A 20770-nucleotide genomic window follows, 5' to 3' on the forward strand; every position below is an offset into this window, starting at 1 on the left:
AGCGAAACGAGCAGAACTCGCCGTACTGCTGGTGAGTGCGATCTGCCGGGACAGCGCACGCCCGGGAGGGCCGCTCAAAGCTTCCCGGTGTACGTGCCCCGGCAACGCATCTCTGGAGAAGTCCCCCAAGACATCTCCAGATGTCAGGTGGCGCCCCCCAAGACGCTCCCTGACATCGTCAACTTAGACCTTCGAACCCCTTCGATGGTTACGTTCACATCACTGTGATCTGCGTCTCTTGCGTATGTCCGTTAGATGCGCAAGAGCCCGGTTATGCCGTTCGGGGCTCAAGCGTAAGGATGATGCGCGAGCCTTGTGAAGAGCTTATGTGAGCCGGGCCCGGGACTCCAGAGGAGCTCATATCGCGTTCGCCGCGAACTTAGGGAGATTTGGGGCGACTTCACCGGAATGTCCGCAGTCGGAGGCTGTTCGTCACGACGAAGACGGACGAGAAGGCCATCGCGGCCCCCGCGATCATGGGGTTCAGCAGCCCGGCGGCGGCCAGCGGCAGCGCGGCCACGTTGTAGCCGAAGGCCCAGACGAGGTTGCCCTTGATCGTGGCGAGCGTCCGCCGGGACAGCCGGATCGCGTCCGCGGCCACCCGCAGGTCGCCGCGGACCAGCGTCAGATCGCCCGCCTCGATCGCCGCGTCCGCGCCGGTGCCCAGGGCCAGGCCCAGATCGGCGGTGGCCAGTGCCGCGGCGTCGTTGACGCCGTCGCCGACCATGGCCACGACCCGCCCCTCGGCCTGCAGCCGCCGCACGGCCGCGACCTTGTCCTCGGGCAGCACCTCCGCGACCACCCGGTCGATGCCCACGCGCTCGGCGACGGCCTCGGCCACCGTCCGGTTGTCCCCGGTCAGCAGCACCGGCGTGAGCCCCAGCGCGCGCAGGTCCCGCACCGCCTCGGCGCTGGTCTCCTTGACCGCGTCCGCCACGGCCAGCACGGCCCGTGCCGTGCCGTCCCAGCCGGCCAGTACGGCCGTGTGCCCGGACCGCTCGGCCTCCTCGCGCGCGCGGGCCAGCTCCGGCGGCACGGCGTCGAACAGCCGCCCCACGGCGACCGCACGGTCCTCCACACGCCCGCGTACGCCCCGCCCCGGGACGTTCTCGAAGTCCGCGACCTCCGGGAGCCGTCCGGCCCTCTCCTCGGCGCCCAGGGCGATCGCCCGGGCCACGGGGTGCTCGGAGGCGTGCTCGACGGCTCCCGCGAGCCGCAGCACCTCCTTCTCGTCGGCCCCCTCGGCGAGGTGGACCTCCTGGAGCGTCATCCGGCCCGTGGTGACCGTGCCCGTCTTGTCCAGGACGACCGTGTCGATCCGGCGCGTGGACTCCAGCACCTCCGGGCCCTTGATGAGGATGCCGAGCTGGGCGCCCCGGCCGGTGCCGACCATGAGCGCGGTGGGCGTGGCCAGGCCCAGTGCGCACGGGCAGGCGATGATCAGCACCGCGACGGCCGCCGTGAACGCGGCGACTCCGTCACCGGTGAGCCCCAGCCACGTCCCGGCCGTGGCGGCGGCGATCAGCAGCACGACCGGCACGAAGATCCCGGAGATCCGGTCGGCGAGCCGCTGCACCTCGGCCTTGCCGTTCTGCGCGTCCTCCACCAGCTTCGCCATCCGCGCCAGCTGCGTGTCGGCGCCGACCCGGGTGGCCTGAACGACGAGCCGGCCGCCCGCGTTGACCGTCGCGCCGGTGACCGTGTCCCCGGCGCTCACGTCCACCGGCACGGACTCGCCGGTCAGCATGGAGGCGTCCACGGCGGAGGCGCCCTCGACGACCGTGCCGTCGGTGGCGATCTTCTCGCCGGGCCGTACGACGAACCGGTCGCCGACGGCCAGCCGCTGCGCCGGGATCCGCACCTCGCGCCCGCCCCGCAGGACGGCGACGTCCTTGGCGCCCAGCTCCATCAGGGCGCGCAGGGCCGCTCCGGCGCGGCGCTTGGAGCGCGCCTCCAGATAGCGGCCCAGCAGGATGAACGCCGTGACGCCGGAGGCCACCTCCAGGTAGATCGAGGAGGCGCCGTCGCCGCGCGAGACCGTGAGCTCGAAGGGGTGCCGCATGCCGGGCATGCCCGCGTCGCCGAGGAACAGCGCCCACAGGGACCAGCCGAACGCGGCCAGCGTGCCCAGGGAGACCAGCGTGTCCATGGTCGCGGCGCCGTGCCGGGCGTTCGTCCAGGCCGCACGGTGGAACGGCGCCCCGCCCCAGACGACGACCGGCGCGGCGAGGGTGAGCGAGAGCCACTGCCAGTTGTCGAACTGCAGGGCCGGGACCATGGCCAGGAGGACGACCGGGACGGCGAGGGCGACGGAGCCGAGCAGCCGCCGGCGCAGCGCGGACAGCTCGGGGTCCCGCTCCGCCGCGTCCCGCGCGGGCTCCTCCTCGGGCGGGGGCGCGGGCTCCTCGGCGGTGTACCCGGTCTTCACCACGGTGGCGATCAGATCGGCGACCTCGACGCCCTCGGGGTAGGTGACCCGGGCCTTCTCCGTCGCGTAGTTCACCGTGGCGGTGACGCCGTCCATGCGGTTGAGCTTCTTCTCGACGCGGGCCGCGCAGGAGGCGCAGGTCATCCCGCCGATGAGCAGCTCGACCTCGGCGACCGCGGGCTCGCGGCCGGCCGGCGCCGTTGCGGTGGTGCTGGTCATGTCCTCACTCCAGGAGATGCGGGGCGCCCGGCAGACGGAACGGGCCGCACGGGCCGGGGCGGCGGCCGTACGGCCCGTACACGGGTACGAGTGCCGGGATCGGCACGTCTCAGACCTGATCCGTCACCGGGACGGGGCGACCGGGCGGAGCCGGGCCCGCCCGGTCCTTGCCGTCAGGCCCGGCCGGCCAGTTCGAAACCGGCCTCGTCGACGGCGGCGCGGACGGCCTCCTCGTCGACGGCGGCGCGGACGGCCTCCTCGTCGAGCGGGGCCGCGGAGACGACGGTGACCTCGCCGGTGGAGGCGACGGCCGTCACCGAACTGACGCCGGACAGCTGGGAGAGCTCGCCGGAGACGGCGCCCTCGCAGTGTCCGCAGCTCATGCCGCTCACCTTGTAGACGGTGGTGACGGGGCCCGTGGTGTCGGTCTGGGCGGTCATGTCGTTACTCCTCGTCGAGGCGTGTGGGGCCGTGGGGGGCCCTGGGGGCTCCCACCTCGTCCCACTGTACCCCTAGGGGGTATCGGTTTCACGCCGCGTCGAGTCCGGGCCGTTAGCGTCTGACTCCCGGGAGCAGGCGGACGCCCCGCCCCCGGGACACGACGCGAACGGAAGGCGGGTGGGTCATGCGGGCCGTGGTGTTCGAGCGGTACGGGGAGGAGGCCGAGGTCCGGGAGGTCGCCGACCCGGAGCCCGCGGACCACGGGGTGGTCGTCCGGGTCGAGGCCACCGGGCTGTGCCGCAGCGACTGGCACGGCTGGCAGGGCCACGACCCGGACATCACCCTCCCGCATGTCCCCGGGCACGAACTGGCCGGCGTCGTCGAGGCCGTGGGCGCCCGGGTGGGCCGGTGGCGGCCCGGCGACCGGGTCACCGTGCCGTTCATCTGCGCCTGCGGCACCTGCCCGTCCTGCGCGGGCGGCGATCACCAGGTGTGCGAGCGCCAGACCCAGCCCGGCTTCACGCACTGGGGCTCCTTCGCCCAGTACGTGGCGCTGGACCACGCCGACGTGAACCTCGTGGCGCTGCCCGAGGAGATGTCCTTCGCCACGGCGGCCTCGCTCGGCTGCCGGTTCGCCACGGCGTACCGGGCGGTGGTGCAGCAGGGCAGGGTCGCCGCGGGGGAGTGGGTCGCGGTGCACGGCTGCGGCGGGGTGGGACTGTCGGCCGTGATGATCGCGGCCGCCGCGGGCGCCCGGGTCGTGGCGGTGGACGTCTCACCCGGAGCCCTGGAACTGGCGCGGGGGTTCGGCGCGGCCCACTGCGTCGACGCGGGCGCCGTGCCGGACGGCGCCGCGGCGGTCCGCGACCTCACCGGCGGCGGTGCGCACCTCTCGCTCGACGCCCTCGGCGCACCGGCCACGTGTGCCGCCTCCGTGAACGGCCTGCGCCGCCGCGGCCGCCACGTCCAGGTCGGGCTGCTGCCCTCGCCGGACGGCACGACACCGGTGCCGATGGCCCGGGCGATCGCCCTGGAGCTCGAACTCCTCGGCAGCCACGGCATGGCCGCGCACACGTACCCGCCGATGCTGGAACTGGTCCGCAGCGCGGTGCTGCGCCCGGACCTGCTGGTGACGTCCACCATCCCCCTCGCCGAGGCCCCGTCGGCGCTGGCGGCCATGGGGACGGCGCGGGGAGCGGGGGTAACGGTCATCGAGCCCTGGAACTGAGTCCCCGCCGACAGCCCGAAGGTTGAGCACCCCGCCGGCCCGGCACCCCACCGGCCCTGCGGCCTGGCGGCCCCGCGCGCCCCCACGCCCCCGCAAACGACCGTGCCCCACGCAGCGGTGGGGCACGAGGTCGGGCACGGGACGGCTCAGCCGATTCAATCCGCTCAGCCGGCTCGGTAGGCCGGCCGGCTCAGTCGGCTCTCCGGTTGCGGTTGCCCGGCCGGGAGGCGACCCAGGCCCGGACGGTGTCGGCGTACCAGTACGGTTTGCCGCTCTCGACATGGTCGGGCGGGGGCAGCAGACCGTGTTTGCGGTAGGACCGCACGGTGTCGGGCTGCACCCGGATGTGTGCCGCGATCTCCTTGTACGACCAGAGCCTTCGGTCGGTCATGACGTGTACCTCCCCGCGTGCGCCACGGCGGCGGCCGGGGGCGGCCGTCCGGGGGAGCCGGGCGCTGCGCTGGTGATCAACAAGCCTGTGTCCGGTCAACGACCCCTCCCGGACACAGGGCAGGGTCTGTGCGCGGGTGTGACGGAAGACCCGCGTACGCGCGACATGTGTGACAGGAAGAGGGTGTTTGTGACACAGCCGGGGCAAAGGCGTACGCCGGAGCGTCGGCGGGGCATCTTGACGCGGCCCGGAGAGGCGGATCGGGGTCCGGGGCCGAAGACTACGCAGGAGAAGGACCAGGGAATGCCGAAAGCGCTGTCATGATCTGGTCCGAATGTCCGGACAAAACATTGACAGGGCTTCGGGAAGGGGGCTACAAAGCCGGGGAGAGCCGAACACCGAGGGGACACCGATGGCGTACGACCTGATCACCATGGGGCGGATCGGAGTGGATCTGTATCCGCTGCAGACGGGCGTCCCGCTGCCGCAGGTCACGTCCTTCGGCAAGTTCCTCGGCGGTTCGGCGAGCAACGTCGCGGTCGCCGCGGCCCGCCTGGGACGCCGCACCGCGGTGATCACCCGGACCGGCGACGACCCCTTCGGCGCCTACCTGCACGAGGCGCTGCGGGGCTTCGGCGTGGACGACCGCTGGGTCACCCCCGTCCCCGGCCTGCCCACCCCGGTCACCTTCTGCGAGATCTTCCCGCCGGACGACTTCCCGCTGTACTTCTACCGGCAGCCCAAGGCCCCCGACCTGGAGATCGACGCCCACGAACTGGACCTCGACGCCCTCCGCGAGGCCCGCGTCTTCTGGATCACCGGCACGGGCCTGAGCGAGGAGCCCAGCCGGACGGCGACCCTCGCGGCCCTCGCCCACCGCGCCAAGTCCGGCCCGACCGTCTTCGACCTCGACTGGCGCCCCATGTTCTGGACGGACCCGGCACAGGCCCGCCCCTTCTACGAGGAGGCCCTGCGCCACACCACCGTCGCGGTCGGCAACCTCGACGAGGTGGAGGTCGCCACCGGCGTGCGCGAACCCCACGCCGCCGCCCGCGCGCTGCTGGACGCCGGCGTCGAGCTGGCCGTCGTCAAGCAGGGACCCAAGGGCGTCCTGGCGGTGAACAGGGCCGGGGAGAGCGCCGAGGTCCCGCCGCTGCCGGTGAACGTGCTCAACGGCCTCGGCGCCGGAGACGCCTTCGGCGGTTCCCTCGTCCACGGCCTGCTGGCCGGCTGGGACCTGGAGAAGACCATGCGGCACGCCAACGCCGCGGGCGCCATCGTCGCCTCCCGCCTGGAGTGCTCCTCCGCGATGCCCACCCCGGACGAGATCGAGGCGGCCGTCGGCGCGGGGGCCGTGCAGTGAGCGTCGACGTCTCCGCACTCGTCCGCCTGCGCAGCCGCCACCCGGAGGCGATCGCCGAGGCCGCCGCCCGGCGCACCCGCCGGCCGCTGCTCGACGACACCGGCCGGCTGATGATCGTCGCCGCCGACCACCCGGCCCGCGGCGCCCTCGGCGTCGGCGGCCGCGGCCTCGCCATGGCCAACCGCGCCGACCTCCTCGAACGCCTCTGCCTGGCCCTCTCCCGCCCGGGCGTGGACGGCGTCCTGGCCACCGCCGACATCCTCGACGACCTGCTCCTGCTCGGCGCGCTCGACGGCAAGGTCGTCATGGGCTCGATGAACCGCGGCGGTCTCCAGGGCGCCCGCTTCGAACTCGACGACCGCTTCACCGGCCACCGCCCCGAGGACATCGAGCGCCTCGGCTTCGACGCGGGCAAGCTGCTGCTGCGCATCGACTACGACGACCCGGGCTCGCTGACCACGCTGGAGTCCACCGCCCGGGCCGTTAACGCCATGGCGGCCCGCCGGCTGCCCGTCTTCGTCGAGCCGTTCATCAGCCGCCGCGACGAGACGGGCAGGCTGCGCAACGACCTGTCCGCCGAGGCCGTCACCCGGTCGATCGCCATCGCCTCGGGCCTGGGCGGCAGCTCCGCCTACACCTGGCTGAAGGTGCCGGTCACCGACAACCCCGACGACATGGCCGAGGTCATGGCGACCTCCACGCTGCCCGCCGTGCTGCTCGGCGGGGAGGTCGGGGACGACCAGGACGGGGCGTACGAGAAATGGCGCGGTGCTCTCCAACTGCCCACCGTGTGCGGGCTGGTGGTGGGCCGCTCGCTGCTGTACCCGGCGGACGGCGACGTGGCCGCCGCCGTGGACACCGCCGTAGGACTGCTGTGAGGGCCTTTTCATGACCAGTGAGCTGTACGTCCCCAAGGGCACCACCACCGGTGTGAACTACGTCCTGGACATCGACCCCAAGCGGGCCGGCTGGACGCACAGCAGCCTGCGGATCGTGGAGCTCCCGCCGGACGGCACGCACACCTTCACCACCGGCGACAGCGAGTGGATCGTGCTGCCGCTGCAGGGCGGTTGCACGGTGCGCGTGGAAGACGAGGAGTTCCCCCTCTCGGGCCGCCAGGACGTGTTCGCGTCGGTCACCGACTTCGCGTACGCGCCCCGGGACGCCCGGGTCCAGATCGCCTCCGGCGCGGGAGGCCGCTTTGCTTTGGCAGGAGCGAAGTGCGAGCGACAACTCCCCGCCCGCTACGGCCCCGCGCCGGAGGTCCCCGTCGAGGAACGCGGCAGCGGCACCTGCCTGCGCCGTGTCCGCAACTTCGCCTCCGCGGACGCCTTCGACTGCGACCGACTCATCGCGGTCGAGGTGATCACGCCCGGCGGCAACTGGTCCTCCTACCCGCCGCACAAGCACGACGAGCACCGGCCCGGCGAGGAGTCGGAACTGGAGGAGATCTACTACTTCGAGATCGACGGCCCGAACGGTTTCGGCTATCAGTGCGTATTCCCCTCGCGTGAGGGCGGATCCGACGTCCTCACGGAGGTCCGTTCCGGCGACGCCGTCCTCGTCCCCGACGGCTGGCACGGCCCGTCGATCGCCCAGCCCGGCCACGACATGTACTACCTGAACGTGATGGCCGGGCCGGGGGAGACGCGGGAATGGCGGATCTGCTTCCACCCGGACCACACGGAGGGGTACCGATGACCACCCGTCTGACCGTCGCACAAGCGCTGGTCCGTTTCCTCGCCGCCCAGTACACCGAGCGCGACGGCGCCCGCCGGCGGCTCATCGGCGCCACCTGGGGCATCTTCGGCCACGGCAACGTCGCCGGCCTCGGCCAGGCGCTGCTGGAGCACGCCGGGCGGATGCCGTTCCACCAGGGCCGCAACGAACAGGCCATGGTGCACGCGGCGGTCGGCTACGCCCGCCAGTCCAACCGCCTGTCCACGCACGCGGTGACGACCTCCATCGGCCCGGGCGCCACCAACCTGGTCACCGGCGCGGCCCTCGCGACCATCAACCACCTGCCGGTGCTGCTCCTGCCCGGCGACGTCTTCGCCACCCGCCCCGCCGACCCGGTCCTGCAGCAACTGGAGGTGCCGTACGCGGGTGACGTGTCGGTCAACGACTGTCTGCGCCCGGTCTCCAGGTACTTCGACCGGATCACCCGCCCCGAGGCCCTGATCCCCTCGGCGCTGAACGCGATGCGCGTGCTCACCGACCCCGTCGAGACCGGCGCCGTCACCCTCGCCCTGCCGCAGGACGTCCAGGCCGAGGCGTACGACTGGCCCGAGGAGTTCTTCGCCGAGCGCACCTGGACCGTCCGGCGGCCCGGCCCCGACCCGACGGAGCTGATGGACGCGGTGCACACGATCCGCGCGGCGAAGCGCCCGTTGGTCGTCGCGGGCGGCGGCGTCCACCACAGCCGCGCCGAGGAGGCGCTCGCCGAGTTCGCCGAGGCCACCGGCATCCCGGTCGCCTCGACCCAGGCCGGCAAGGGCTCCCTGCGCCACGACCACCCCCAGGACGTCGGCGGCATCGGCCACACCGGCACGGCCACGGCGGACGAACTGGCCCGCACCGCCGACCTGGTGATCGGCGTCGGCACCCGCTACACCGACTTCACCACGGCCTCCGGCACCCTCTTCGCCCACCCGGACGTGCGGTTCCTGAACCTCAACATCGCGCCCTTCGACGGCCACAAGCTCGCCGGGCAGCCCCTCGTCGCGGACGCCCGCAGCGGCCTGCAGGAGCTCACCGGGGCCCTGCGCCTGCACGCGTACCGGGTCGCGGGCACCTACGCCACCGAGTACACCGAGGACAAGGAGCGCTGGGAGCAGCGCGTCGACGCCTGCTACGAGGTGGACGAACCGGACACCCGCCCCACCCAGCCCCAGGTCCTCGGCGCCCTGGACGCCCTCGTCGACGCGTCGGACATCCTGATCAACGCGGCCGGCTCCCTCCCCGGCGACCTGCACAAGCTCTGGCGGACCCGGTCCCGCGACCAGTACCACCTGGAGTACGGCTACTCCTGCATGGGCTACGAGATCCCGGCCGCGATCGGCGTGAAGCTGGCCGCCCCGGACCGGCCGGTGTGGGCCCTGGTCGGCGACGGCACGTACCTGATGATGCCGACGGAGATCGTCACGGCCGTGCAGGAGGGCGTCGCGATCAAGGTGCTGATCATCCAGAACCACGGCTACGCCTCCATCGGCGGCCTGTCCGAGTCGGTCGGCGGCGAGCGCTTCGGCACGGCCTACCGCTACCCGTCGCAGGACGGCTCGTACACCGGCCCGCCGCTGCCCGTGGACCTCGCCGCCAACGCCGCCAGCCTGGGCATGCGCGTCCTGCGCGCCAAGACCGTGCGGGACCTGCGCGAGGCCCTCGCCGAGGCCCGGGCCGCCGACACTCCCACATGTGTCTACGTGGAGACCCAAACGGCAGACACAGTGTCGGGCGCGCCCCCCGCGCAGGCCTGGTGGGATGTACCCGTGGCCGAGACCGCGACACGGCCGTCCGCGGTCAAGGCACGTGAGCTGTACGAACGGCACGTCTCCACCCGACGCCGCCATCTGTGAAGGAGTTCCCGGCCATGACGAAGATCGTCAACCACTGGATCGGCGGCAAGACCGTCGAAGGCGCCTCGGGCACGCACGGGCCGGTCACCAACCCGGCGACCGGCGAGGTCACCACGAAGGTCGCGTTCGCCTCGGTCGACGAGGTGGACGCGGCGGTCGCGGCCGCCAAGGAGGCCTTCGCCACCTGGGGCCAGTCATCGCTGGCCCAGCGGACCTCCATCCTCTTCAGGTTCCGGGCGCTGCTGGACGCCCACCGCGACGAGATCGCGGAGCTGATCACCGCCGAGCACGGCAAGGTGCACTCCGACGCCCTCGGCGAGGTCGCCCGCGGCCTGGAGATCGTCGACCTGGCCTGCGGCATCAGCGTGCAGCTGAAGGGCGAGCTGTCCACACAGGTCGCCAGCCGCGTCGACGTCTCCTCGATCCGCCAGCCGCTCGGTGTGGTCGCGGGCATCACGCCGTTCAACTTCCCGGCGATGGTGCCGATGTGGATGTTCCCCATCGCCATCGCCTGCGGCAACACGTTCGTGCTGAAGCCGTCGGAGAAGGACCCGTCGGCCTCGGTCCGCCTCGCCGAGCTGCTGGCGGAGGCCGGTCTGCCCGACGGCGTGTTCAACGTCGTCCACGGCGACAAGGTGGCCGTGGACCGCCTGCTGGAGCACCCGGACGTCAAGGCCGTCTCCTTCGTCGGCTCGACCCCGATCGCCCGCTACATCCACACCACCGCCTCGGCCAACGGCAAGCGCGTCCAGGCGCTCGGCGGCGCCAAGAACCACATGCTCGTCCTGCCGGACGCCGACCTGGACGCGGCGGCCGACGCTGCCGTCTCGGCCGCCTACGGCTCCGCCGGCGAGCGCTGCATGGCCATCTCCGCGGTCGTCGCGGTCGGCGCCATCGGCGACGAACTGGTGGAGAAGATCCGCGAGCGCGCCGAGAAGATCAAGATCGGCCCGGGCGACGACCCGGCGTCGGAGATGGGCCCGCTGATCACCAAGGTCCACCGCGACAAGGTGGCGTCCTACGTCGAGGGCGCGGCGGCCGAGGGCTGCGAGGTCGTCCTGGACGGCACCGGCTACACCGTCGACGGCCACGAGGACGGCCACTGGATCGGCATCTCCCTGCTCGACAAGGTCCCCACGTCCGCCAAGGCCTACCAGGACGAGATCTTCGGCCCGGTCCTGTGCGTGCTGCGCACGGAGACCTACGAGGAGGCCCTGGACCTGATCAACGCCTCGCCGTTCGGCAACGGCACCGCGATCTTCACGCGGGACGGCGGCGCGGCCCGCCGCTTCCAGCTGGAGGTCGAGGCCGGCATGGTCGGCGTGAACGTCCCGATCCCGGTCCCCGTCGGCTACCACAGCTTCGGCGGCTGGAAGGACTCGCTCTTCGGCGACCACCACATCTACGGCAACGACGGCACGCACTTCTACACCCGCGGCAAGGTCGTCACCACCCGCTGGCCGGACCCGGCCGACGCCCCGGCGGGCGTGGACCTGGGCTTCCCGCGCAACCACTGACACCGGGTGCCAGGGGCCGTCCGCATCGCGGACGGCCCCACTTTTTTGCGCGCCGGGCCTGCGATTCCCGCACCCGCCGAATCCGTGCCGTGGAAGCGTTGACGCAACGTTAACGCGCGCAAGATCGCCAGTTCACAACGGATTTCGTAGGCAAACAGCCATTGACGTGATGGTTTCCGTCGATGTTGCATCCCTCACGTGACCGACACCCTCACCCCTGTCGAGGCCGCCGTCGCGCAGGCGTCGGGCGGCCCCAAGAAGCTGAAGCGCTCCATCGGAGTCGTCGGCGGCACCCTCCTGACCCTCTCCTGCGTCACCCCGGCCTCCACGCTGTTCGTGGTCGTCCCGGACCTGTTCGGCTCGCTCGGCACCGCCACGGCCCTGACGATCGCCGTCGGCTCCCTGCTCTGTATCGCCGTGGCGTTCTGCTACTCGGAGCTGGGCACCCTCGTCCCCAGCGCCGGCGGCGAGTACGCCATGGTCTCGACGCTGGCCGGGCGCCTCGCCGGCTGGCTGGTCTTCGTGCTGTCCCTGCTGGTCGTGATGATCGTCCCGCCGGTCATCGCGATGGGCACGGCCGACTACCTGGCCCCGCTGGTCCACCTCGACCCGTCCTGGACGGGCGCCTCGGTGATGCTCCTCGCCACCCTCGCCGGCCTGCTCGACCTGCGGGCCAACGCCTGGATCACCGGCGTCTTCCTGGTCCTGGAGGTCATCGCGGCCGCGGTCGTGGCGGTCCTGGGCTTCACGCACGCCGAGCGCGGCGCCGGCAGCCTGGTCTCGATGCAGGTGGCGGGCCCGGACGGCGCCCCCGACACGGTGACGGCCCTGCTGGTGGTCTCCGGCCTCGCGATCGCCCTGTTCGTCACGCAGGGCTTCTCCACGGCGGTCTACCTCTCCGAGGAACTGGAGAACCCCCGGCGCTCGGTGGCCCGTACCGTCCTGGCCACCCTCGCCATCTCCGCCGTGATCATCCTGGTCCCGGTCGCGGCCATCACCGTCGGCGCCCCCGACCTGGCCGCCCTGACCGGTGGCGACATCTCCACCATGGTCACCGCCTGGTCCGACTCGGCCGTCGGCACGTTCGTCAGCCTCTGCGTGGCCCTGGCGATCATCAACGCCGGGATCGTCATGGTCATCCAGAACTCCCGCGTGCTGTTCGCCTCGGCCCGCGACAAGGCCTGGCCCGCCCCGGTCAACTCCCTCTTCTCCCGCCTCGGCCGCTTCGGCTCCCCCTGGGTCTCGACCCTCGCCGTCGGCGTCCCCGGCGCGGCCCTGTGCTTCGTGAACCTGGACACCCTGTACGGCGTCACGGGCGTCTCCGTGACGGGCATGTACCTGCTGGTCGCCGTCGCCGCCCTGCTCTCCCGCCGCGGCACCCACCGCCACACCCCGGCCTGGCGCATGCCCCTGTGGCCCGCGGCCCCGCTCCTGCTGATCGTGGTCCTGGTCTACATCCTCATCCAGCAAGAGCCGGCGTACCTGCTCTGGGCCGGCGGCATCACGGCGGCGGCCACCCTGTACTGGGCCCTGTACCTCCGCCCGCACCCGGAGACCCGCTGGCTGGTGTCGGTACCGGAGGAGTGAGGGGACGCCCGCAAGGGGCGCGGGGAACTGCGCGAACAGCCCCCGAGCACCCGCACCCGGCAACGCACAGCCCCCGCCGAGCTCGAAGCCGTACACCACCCGCAGTACGCCGAAGACTCCGTGTACACCCCTGGAAGGCCCCGTACTTCGGTCTCCGGTCGACAACTCATCGACAGGTTCACCCCGTACCGTTGACGCATGGATCTTCGACTGCCCGGACTGAACGGGCTGCTTCGGAGGCCCCGGCGGCTCCTCGCCGCCGGGGCCGCCGTCGTCGTGCTCGCGGGCGCGGGGACATGGACGGCCGTCGCCGGCGACGAAGCGCCCCCGGTGCACCGCACGGACCGGCTCCTGGACACCGTGGACGGCGTGCGCGTCGACACCTCCTTCTTCACCTCCGGCGGCGACGGACGGCGCCCCGCCGTCCTGCTCGGGCACGGCTTCGGCGGCAGCAAGAAGGACGTCCGGCAGCAGGCCGAGGACCTCGCCCGGGACGGCTACGCGGTCCTGACCTGGTCCGCCCGCGGCTTCGGCGGGTCGACCGGGAAGATCGGCCTGAACGACCCCGAGGGCGAGGTCGCCGACGTCTCGAAGCTCCTCGACTGGCTCGCGACACAGCCCCAGGTCGAGCTCGACAAGAAGGGCGACCCGCGCGTCGGCATGGCCGGCGCCTCCTACGGCGGTGCCATCGCCCTGCTCGCCGCCGGCCACGACCAGCGCGTGGACGCGACAGCCCCGGCCATCACGTACTGGAACCTCGCCGACGCCCTCTTCCCGAACGGCGTGTTCAAGAAGCTGTGGGCGGGCATCTTCGTCAACTCCGGCGGCGGCTGCGAGAAGTTCGAACCGGCGCTGTGCCGGATGTACGAGCGGGTCGCCGAGTCCGGCACGCCCGACGCCGAGGCGCGCGAGACGCTTCAGCAGCGCTCGCCGTCCGTCGTCGGCAAGGACATCAAGGTGCCGACGCTGCTGCTGCAGGGCCAGTCCGACTCGCTCTTCCCGCTCGGCCAGGCCGACCTGGCCGCGAAGGCGATCCGCGCCAACGGCGCCCCCGTCGACGTCGACTGGATCGCCGGCGGCCATGACGGCGGCGACATGGAGACCGGCCGCGTCCAGGACCGCGTGAAGACCTGGTTCGACCGCTACCTGAAGGACGACAAGGGCGTCGACACCGGCCCCGCCTTCCGCGTCACCCGCACCCTCGGCACGGGCTCCGGCGACGGCGAACCCCGCCTGGCCGGCGTCACCGCGGACCGCTACCCGGGCCTGGAGAGCAAGCCGACCTCCGTCGCCCTGACCGGCCGCGAGCAGAGCTTCGCCAACCCGCCCGGCGCCAGCCCGCCCGGCGTCTCCGCCCTGCCCGGCCTCGGCGGTGCCGGCGGCCTCAGTCAGCTCTCCTCGCTCGGCATCGGCGTCTCCCTCGACTTCCCCGGCCAGTTCGCCGCGTTCGAGTCGGCGCCGCAGCGCGAGGACCTCCAGATCACCGGCTCGCCCACCGCGACCGTCCACGTGAAGTCCACCAGCGACGACGCCGTGCTCTTCGCCAAGCTCTACGACGTCGGACCCGGCGGCGCCGCCCAGCAGGTGCTGCCCTCCCAGCTCGTCACGCCCGTCCGGGTCGAGGACGCCGAGGCCGGCCAGGACGTCCGCATCACCCTCCCGGCCATCGACCACGAGATCGACGACGGCCACCGTCTGCGCCTGGTCCTCGCCTCCACGGACCTCGGCTACGCCTCCCCGGCCGCCCCGGCGACCTACACCGTCTCTCTCAAGGGCGACCTGAAGGTGCCCTCCGCCCTCGGGCAGCGCGAGAGCCAGGACGCACTGCCGGCGTGGGTGTGGTGGCTGCCCCTGGCCGGTGCCGTGATCGCCCTGGCCCTGATCGTCACGGGACGCCGCCGCACGGCCGCCCCCGCCCCGCCGGAGCAGGCACTGGCCGAGGTCCCCCTCCAGATCACCGGCCTGACCAAGCGCTACGCCAAGGCGTCGGACCGGTACGCGGTCAAGGACCTCTCCTTCCGCGTCGAGAAGGGCCAGGTGCTCGGCCTGCTCGGCCCCAACGGCGCCGGCAAGACGACCACCCTGCGCATGCTCATGGGCCTCATCAGGCCCGACGGCGGCGAGATCCGCGTCTTCGGCCACGCCATCGCGCCGGGCGCCCCGGTGCTCTCCCGGGTCGGCGCCTTCGTCGAGGGCGCGGGCTTCCTGCCGCACCTGTCCGGCCGCGAGAACCTGGAGCTGTACTGGCGCGCCACCGGCCGCCCCGCCGAGGACGCGCACCTGGAGGAGGCCCTGGAGATCGCGGGCCTGGGCGACGCCCTCGCCCGGGCCGTGCGCACCTACTCGCAGGGCATGCGCCAGCGCCTCGCCATCGCCCAGGCCATGCTCGGCCTGCCCGACCTGCTCATCCTGGACGAGCCGACCAACGGCCTCGACCCGCCCCAGATCCGCGAGATGCGCGAGGTGATGATCCGCTACGCCGCCGCCGGCCGCACGGTCATCGTCTCCAGCCATCTCCTCGCCGAGGTGGAGCAGACCTGCACCCACCTGGTCGTGATGGACCACGGACAGCTCGTCCAGGCGGGCCCGGTCGCGGAGATCGTCGGCTCGGGCGACACGCTCCTGGTGGGCACGGCCACGCCCGTGGACGAGCCCGTCCTGGAGAAGGTCGCCGCCCTGCCCGGCGTCGCCTCGGCCGTGAGCGTCGACGAGGGCCTGCTGGTCCGGCTCGACGCCGACGGCACCCCGCAGCGCCTGGTCGCCGACCTCGTACGGCTGGACGTCGCGGTCACGTCGGTCGGCCCGCACCGCCGCCTGGAGGACGCCTTCCTCACCCTGATCGGAGCCGAAGCATGAGCACGCTCGCCGAGCCGCCCGCCGAGGTCGCCGACGGCTACCGCGCGGGCCGCACCCTGCCCTTCCGCGTCGAGCTGGTCCGGCAGCTGAAGCGGCGCCGCACGATGGTCATGGGCGGCGTCCTGTTCGCCCTGCCGGTCATCCTGCTCATCGCCTTCCAGGTCGGCGGCGACCCGGGCGGCGGCAACAACCGCGTCAACCTCATGGACACGGCGACCGCGTCCGGGGCGAACTTCGCCGCGGTCAACCTCTTCTCCGCCGCCGGCTTCCTGCTCGTCATCCCCGTCGCCCTGTTCTGCGGCGACACGGTCGCCTCGGAGGCTAGCTGGTCCTCCCTGCGCTATCTGCTCGCGGCCCCCGTGCCACGGGCCCGGCTGCTGTGGTCCAAGCTCGCCGTCGGACTCACCCTGAGCTTCGCGGCGATGGTCCTGCTCCCGGTCGTCGCCCTCGCCGTCGGCACGGCCGCCTACGGCTGGGGCCCGCTCGAAATGCCCACCGGCGGCAGCCTGTCCACCGGCACGGCGGCCCAGCGCATCCTGATCGTCGTCGCGTACATCATGGTGTCCCAACTGGTCACCGCTGCCCTCGCGTTCTGGCTGTCCACCCGCACGGACGCCCCGCTCGGCGCGGTCGGCGGCGCGGTGTTCCTCACCATCATCGGCAGCGTCCTGGACGAGGTGACGGCCCTCGGCGACTGGCGCGACTTCCTGCCCGCGCACTGGCAGTACGCCTGGCTCGACGCCGTCCGGCCCCAGCTGGAGTGGTCGGACATGATCCAGGGCGCCTCCATCTCCGTGACGTACGCGCTGGTGCTGTTCGCCCTGGCCTTCCGCGGTTTCGCCCGCAAGGACGTCGTCTCCTAGGTCAACGGAGGATCACCCACCGGTCTCGACAGGACGCCTCCGTGGCCGCTTCGAGACGCTTCCGCAACGCCCCGTGCCGCACGTTCCGGCCCTCTGCCCCGTCACAGTCACAAGAAGCCGACGCCGACGGATAGCAGGGGGTACGGACGATGGAGCGGTTCCGCACACGAACAGCGCTGCTCGCGCTCACGGCGGCGAGCGGCCTGCTGCTCACGGCGTGCAGCGGGGGCGCCGACACCGGCGACGGCAGCAAGGCGGCCGACCGTCCCGACTACAGCGCCGGCCAGCCCGCCCCCGCCGAGGGCCAGGACACCGACGAACGCCATGACCACCGAGAGGACCCCGGCCACCTCTCCACCTTCGCCCTCGACGTCGACACCGCCTCCTACGACTACGCCCGCCGCACCCTCGCCGACGGCCGGCTGCCCGACCCCTCGACGGTCCGCCCCGAGGAGTTCGTCAACAGCTTCCGCCAGGACTACCCACGCCCCGACGGCGACGGCTTCTCGGTCACCGTCGACGGCGCCCGCACCGACGACGAGGACTGGTCCCTGGTCCGCGTCGGGCTCGCCACCCGCACCGCCGAGCGCTCTGGCGAACGCCCGCCCGCCGCCCTCACGTTCGTCCTCGACGTCTCCGGCTCCATGGCCGAACCCGGCCGCCTGGACCTCGCCAAGAAGTCCCTGTCGGTGATGACGGACCGGCTGCGCGACGGCGACTCGGTCGCGCTGGTCACCTTCAGCGACGAGGCCGAGACCGTCCTGCCCATGACCCGCCTGGACGGCAACCGCGACGAGATCCAGGACACCGTCGACGACCTGGAGGTGCAGGACTCCACCAACCTCGGCGCCGGCGTCGAGACCGGCTACGAGACGGCCGTCGAGGGCCTGCGCGAGGGAGCCACCAACCGGGTCGTGCTGGTCTCCGACGCCCTCGCCAACACCGGCGACACCGACGCCGGCACGATCCTGGAGAAGATCGCCGGCGAACGCCGCGAGCACGGCATCACCCTCTTCGGCGTGGGCGTCGGCAGCGACTACGGCGACGCCCTCATGGAACGCCTCGCCGACCGGGGCGACGGCCACACCGTCTACGTGTCCGGCGAGGACGAGGCCCGCAAGGTCTTCTGCGAGCAACTCCCGCGCCACGTCGACCTCACCGCCCGCGACGCCAAGGCCCAGGTCGCCTTCGACCCGGAGACGGTCGAGGAGTTCCGGCTGATCGGCTACGACAACCGCCGGGTCGCCGACGAGGACTTCCGCGACGACCGCGTCGACGGCGGCGAGGTCGGCCCCGGCCACACCGTCACCGCCCTGTACGCCGTACGCACCGCGCCCGGCGCCGAGGGCCACCTCGCCACCGCCACCGTCCGCTGGCTCGACCCCGCCACCCGCGCCCCGCACGAGGAGACCGGCGACCTGGAGGCCGACGCCCTCGACGCGTCGGTCTGGAGCGCGGGCCGGGGCCTGCGGACGACCGCCACGGCGGCCTACTTCGCCGACGCCCTCGGCCCCGACGGGCCCTCGGTGCCGGGCGCCCCGCGGCTCGGCGAACTCGCCGGGCACGCCGACGACCTGGCGGAGGACACGGCGGACGAGGAGCTGCGCCGGCTCGCCGAGGCGATCGACACCGCACGCCGCCTGACCTGACCGCCGCCTGACCTGACCCCGGCCATTGACCTATCCTTACGCATGAGTAAGTTGACTCCTGAGTAAGTAAGTACGGCAGCACGTCAGCCTCATCCGCGACCGGGAGCCGTCATGGGCGTACGCAAGGATCTGAAACGGGCGAAGCAGCGCACCGACCTGGCGCTCCGCACGAGGGCCGAGACCGTCAGGGACGAGCGGGGCGTTGTCCGCGAGGCCCGTGTGGCACCCCTCGCGCAGCGCCCGACGACCGGCAGCATCGCCGACATCCCGTACACCAACGCGGCCGAGGCCCCCGACGCCGTGGTCCTGCGCCGCGAGCGGCACGGCAGCTGGCAGCCCGTCACGGCGGCGGACTTCGCCCGGGAGGTCACCGCCGTGGCCAAGGGCCTGATCGCGGCCGGCCTCGAACCGGGCGGGCGCGTCGCGGTGATGTCCCGCACCCGCTACGAGTGGACGGTCCTGGACTTCGCGATCTGGTCCGCCGGCGGCCAGACCGTGCCCGTCTACGCCACCTCCTCGGCCGAGCAGGTGGAGTGGATCGTCCGCGACTCGGGCGCCCGCCACGTCGTCACCGAGACCGCCGCGAACGCCGGCACGGTCCTGACCGGCACGGCCGCCCACTCCGAGCCCCCGCGCGTCTGGCAACTCGACGACGGCGCGCTCGACGACCTCACCGCCCTCGGCCGGGACGTGGCCGACGAGGAGGTCACCAAGCGCCGCACCGCCCTGACCCCCGGCACGACCGCGACCCTCTGCTACACCTCCGGCACCACCGGCCGCCCCAAGGGCTGCGTCCTGACCCACGCCAACCTGCACGCCGAGGCCGCCAACACCGTCGAGTTGCTGCACCCCATGTTCAAGGAGGTCACCGGCGAGACCGCCTCCACGCTCCTCTTCCTGCCGCTCGCACACATCCTGGGCCGCACCCTGCAGATCGCCTGCCTGATGGGCCGCATCGAGGTCGGCCACTGCCCCAGCATCAAACCCGACGAACTGCGCCCGGCCCTGCGCGCCTTCCGCCCGACGTTCCTGGTCGGCGTCCCCTACCTCTTCGAGAAGATCCACGACACCGGCCGCGCCACCGCCGAGAAGCTCGGCCGCGGCTCCTCCTTCGACCGCGCCCACCGCATCGCCGTCCGCTTTGGCCAGGCCCACATGAACGAGTTCCTGGGCCGCGGCAAGGGACCCGGCCCGGGCCTGCGCGCCGCCCACGCCCTGTACGACCTGCTGGTCTACCGCCGCATCCGCAAGGAGCTCGGCGGCCGCCTGCGCTACGCCATCAGCGGCGGCAGCCCCCTGGACCGCGAGCTCAACCTCTTCTTCTACGCGGCCGGCATCCTCGTCTACGAGGGCTACGGCCTCACCGAGACGACCGCGGCGGCCACCATCGTCCCGCCCCTGGCCCCCCGTCCCGGCACGGTCGGCCTGCCCGTCCCCGGCACCGCCGTGCGCATCGCCGACGACGGCGAGGTCCTCGTCAAGGGCGGCATCGTCTTCACCGCGTACTGGAACAACCCGGCCGCGACCGGGGAGGTCCTGGACGACGGCTGGTTCGCCACCGGCGACCTCGGCTCCCTCGACGAGGACGGCTACCTCACCATCACCGGCCGCAAGAAGGACATCCTCGTCACCACCGGCGGCAAGAACGTCTCCCCGGCCGTCCTGGAGGACCGCCTGCGCAGCCGCCCGCCCGTCGGCCAGTGCCTCGTCGTCGGCGACAACCGCCCCTACGTCGCCGCTCTGATCACCCTCGACCCCGACGCCCTCGCCCACTGGCTCGCGGTGCGCAAACGGCCCGCCGACACCCCGTTGTCCGAACTCGTCCACGACGAAGACCTGCGCGCCGACGTCCAGAAGGCCGTGGACCACGCCAACGAGGCCGTCTCACGCGCCGAGTCGATCCGCGCCTTCGCCCTGGTCGAAGGGGACTTCACCGAGGAGAACGGACTGCTCACCCCGTCCCTGAAGGTCAAACGGCAGGCGGCGACGGCCGCGTACGCGGAGCGGATCGAGGCCCTGTACGCGGGCCGGGCCTGACGCCGCCGGCACAGCAAAAGGGGGCGGGCCGCCGAGCAGTCGCCCGGCGGCCCGCCCCTGTGGCGCGCGTCGCGTCAGTCGCCGTTCGCCGACAGGATCGACACGTCCTCCAGCAGGTGCGCCAGCGCACCGTCGCGCTTGGCGTTGGTGGAGTTCTCCGCACACTGCTGCTGCTGGTGGTCCGACAGGATCGGGATGTCCTGGATCGGGATACCGATGAGCGCGCCGACACCGATCGGCAGGTCGTTCACGGCGATGCACGGCTTGTTGAACGAGCCCTGGATCAGGGCCATCTGCGGGCTCATGTTGCCGTACGTGGACGAGTTGCCGAAGCTCTGCATCGCCCCGTTGCCGTTCACGGCGGACGGTCCGCTGTCGTCGCCGACGGCGAGCGCCTGCGGTGCCGCGGCAGCGGAGGCTCCCATGACGGAAGCGGCGATCGCCGCGGTGGCAATAACCTTCTTGATCACTGACCAGTCCTTTCTGAGGAAACCCCGTCCTCCGGAGCGTTCTGGTCAACTGCCTGGGCGGTGCATGGTTTCTCCTCATCACTCTGTCAGCCCATGCGAGGACAGTTTGTGTGTTCTTCTTCCCCGTTGATTATCAGGGATTTGGA

15 protein-coding genes are annotated in these 20770 nt (G+C 72.5%); 11 read left to right on the forward strand and 4 right to left on the reverse strand.

Annotated elements, in window-relative coordinates; translation table 11 throughout:
- Positions 1–400: 400 nt before the first annotated feature.
- Positions 401–2647: a heavy metal translocating P-type ATPase gene (locus tag CHR28_RS05940; RefSeq protein ID WP_094052392.1), complete on the reverse strand. Its 2247-nt coding sequence runs from the start codon at positions 2645–2647 to the stop codon at positions 401–403.
- 173 nt (positions 2648–2820) lie between these two features.
- On the reverse strand, positions 2821–3087 hold the full coding sequence (locus CHR28_RS05945) for a heavy-metal-associated domain-containing protein (protein WP_094052393.1): 267 nt from the start codon (positions 3085–3087) through the stop codon (positions 2821–2823).
- Positions 3088–3272: 185 nt separating this feature from the next.
- On the opposite strand from CHR28_RS05945, the gene CHR28_RS05950 reads away from it, so the two are divergent.
- Positions 3273–4316: a zinc-dependent alcohol dehydrogenase family protein gene (locus tag CHR28_RS05950; RefSeq protein WP_094052394.1), complete on the forward strand. Its 1044-nt coding sequence runs from the start codon at positions 3273–3275 to the stop codon at positions 4314–4316.
- A 190-nt stretch (positions 4317–4506) separates the two neighbouring features.
- Here the strand turns inward: CHR28_RS05950 and CHR28_RS05955 are convergent, their stop codons facing one another.
- Complete coding sequence (locus CHR28_RS05955) at positions 4507–4707, reverse strand: helix-turn-helix transcriptional regulator (protein WP_094052395.1); 201 nt, start codon at positions 4705–4707, stop codon at positions 4507–4509.
- Between the two features lie 412 nt (positions 4708–5119).
- Here CHR28_RS05955 and iolC point away from each other — a divergent pair, with 412 nt between their 5' ends.
- The 10 genes from iolC to CHR28_RS06005 all read left to right on the forward strand — a co-directional run bounded on the left by iolC (position 5120) and on the right by CHR28_RS06005 (position 20154).
- Positions 5120–6070, forward strand: coding sequence for a 5-dehydro-2-deoxygluconokinase (gene iolC, locus CHR28_RS05960; protein ID WP_094052396.1), 951 nt, complete (start codon positions 5120–5122; stop codon positions 6068–6070).
- The gene (locus CHR28_RS05965) at positions 6067–6948 is read left to right on the forward strand and encodes a Cgl0159 family (beta/alpha)8-fold protein (protein ID WP_094052397.1); all 882 of its coding nucleotides are present in this window, start codon (positions 6067–6069) and stop codon (positions 6946–6948) included. Before iolC ends, CHR28_RS05965 begins: the two co-directional genes overlap by 4 nt.
- 10 nt (positions 6949–6958) lie before the next feature.
- Positions 6959–7771 carry a 5-deoxy-glucuronate isomerase gene (iolB, locus tag CHR28_RS05970; protein ID WP_094052398.1) on the forward strand — a complete coding sequence of 271 codons (813 nt, stop codon included), beginning with the start codon at positions 6959–6961 and terminating at the stop codon, positions 7769–7771.
- Complete coding sequence (iolD, locus tag CHR28_RS05975; protein ID WP_094052399.1) at positions 7768–9645, forward strand: 3D-(3,5/4)-trihydroxycyclohexane-1,2-dione acylhydrolase (decyclizing); 1878 nt, start codon at positions 7768–7770, stop codon at positions 9643–9645. The genes iolB and iolD overlap by 4 nt, the downstream gene beginning before the upstream one ends.
- Positions 9646–9659: 14 nt before the next feature.
- Complete coding sequence (gene mmsA, locus CHR28_RS05980) at positions 9660–11162, forward strand: CoA-acylating methylmalonate-semialdehyde dehydrogenase (protein WP_094052400.1); 1503 nt, start codon at positions 9660–9662, stop codon at positions 11160–11162.
- 198 nt (positions 11163–11360) lie between these two features.
- Positions 11361–12749 (forward strand): APC family permease, encoded by a 1389-nt coding sequence (locus CHR28_RS05985; RefSeq protein WP_094052401.1) that lies wholly within the window; start codon positions 11361–11363, stop codon positions 12747–12749.
- Between the two features lie 198 nt (positions 12750–12947).
- Positions 12948–15605, forward strand: a complete 2658-nt coding sequence (locus CHR28_RS05990) for a CocE/NonD family hydrolase (protein ID WP_094052402.1) — start codon at positions 12948–12950, stop codon at positions 15603–15605.
- Complete coding sequence (locus tag CHR28_RS05995) at positions 15602–16468, forward strand: ABC transporter permease (RefSeq protein WP_094052403.1); 867 nt, start codon at positions 15602–15604, stop codon at positions 16466–16468. Before CHR28_RS05990 ends, CHR28_RS05995 begins: the two co-directional genes overlap by 4 nt.
- 149 nt (positions 16469–16617) lie before the next feature.
- Positions 16618–18117, forward strand: coding sequence for a vWA domain-containing protein (locus tag CHR28_RS06000; protein WP_094052404.1), 1500 nt, complete (start codon positions 16618–16620; stop codon positions 18115–18117).
- A 111-nt stretch (positions 18118–18228) separates the two neighbouring features.
- On the forward strand, positions 18229–20154 hold the full coding sequence (locus CHR28_RS06005; RefSeq protein ID WP_094052405.1) for an AMP-dependent synthetase/ligase: 1926 nt from the start codon (positions 18229–18231) through the stop codon (positions 20152–20154).
- Positions 20155–20228: 74 nt separating this feature from the next.
- On the opposite strand, the gene CHR28_RS06010 is transcribed toward CHR28_RS06005, so the two are convergent.
- The gene (locus CHR28_RS06010; RefSeq protein WP_094052406.1) at positions 20229–20624 is read right to left on the reverse strand and encodes a rodlin; all 396 of its coding nucleotides are present in this window, start codon (positions 20622–20624) and stop codon (positions 20229–20231) included.
- Positions 20625–20770 lie beyond the last annotated feature (146 nt).

The organism is Streptomyces sp. XY006, assembly GCF_002237655.1.
GTDB lineage: Bacteria > Actinomycetota > Actinomycetes > Streptomycetales > Streptomycetaceae > Streptomyces > Streptomyces levis.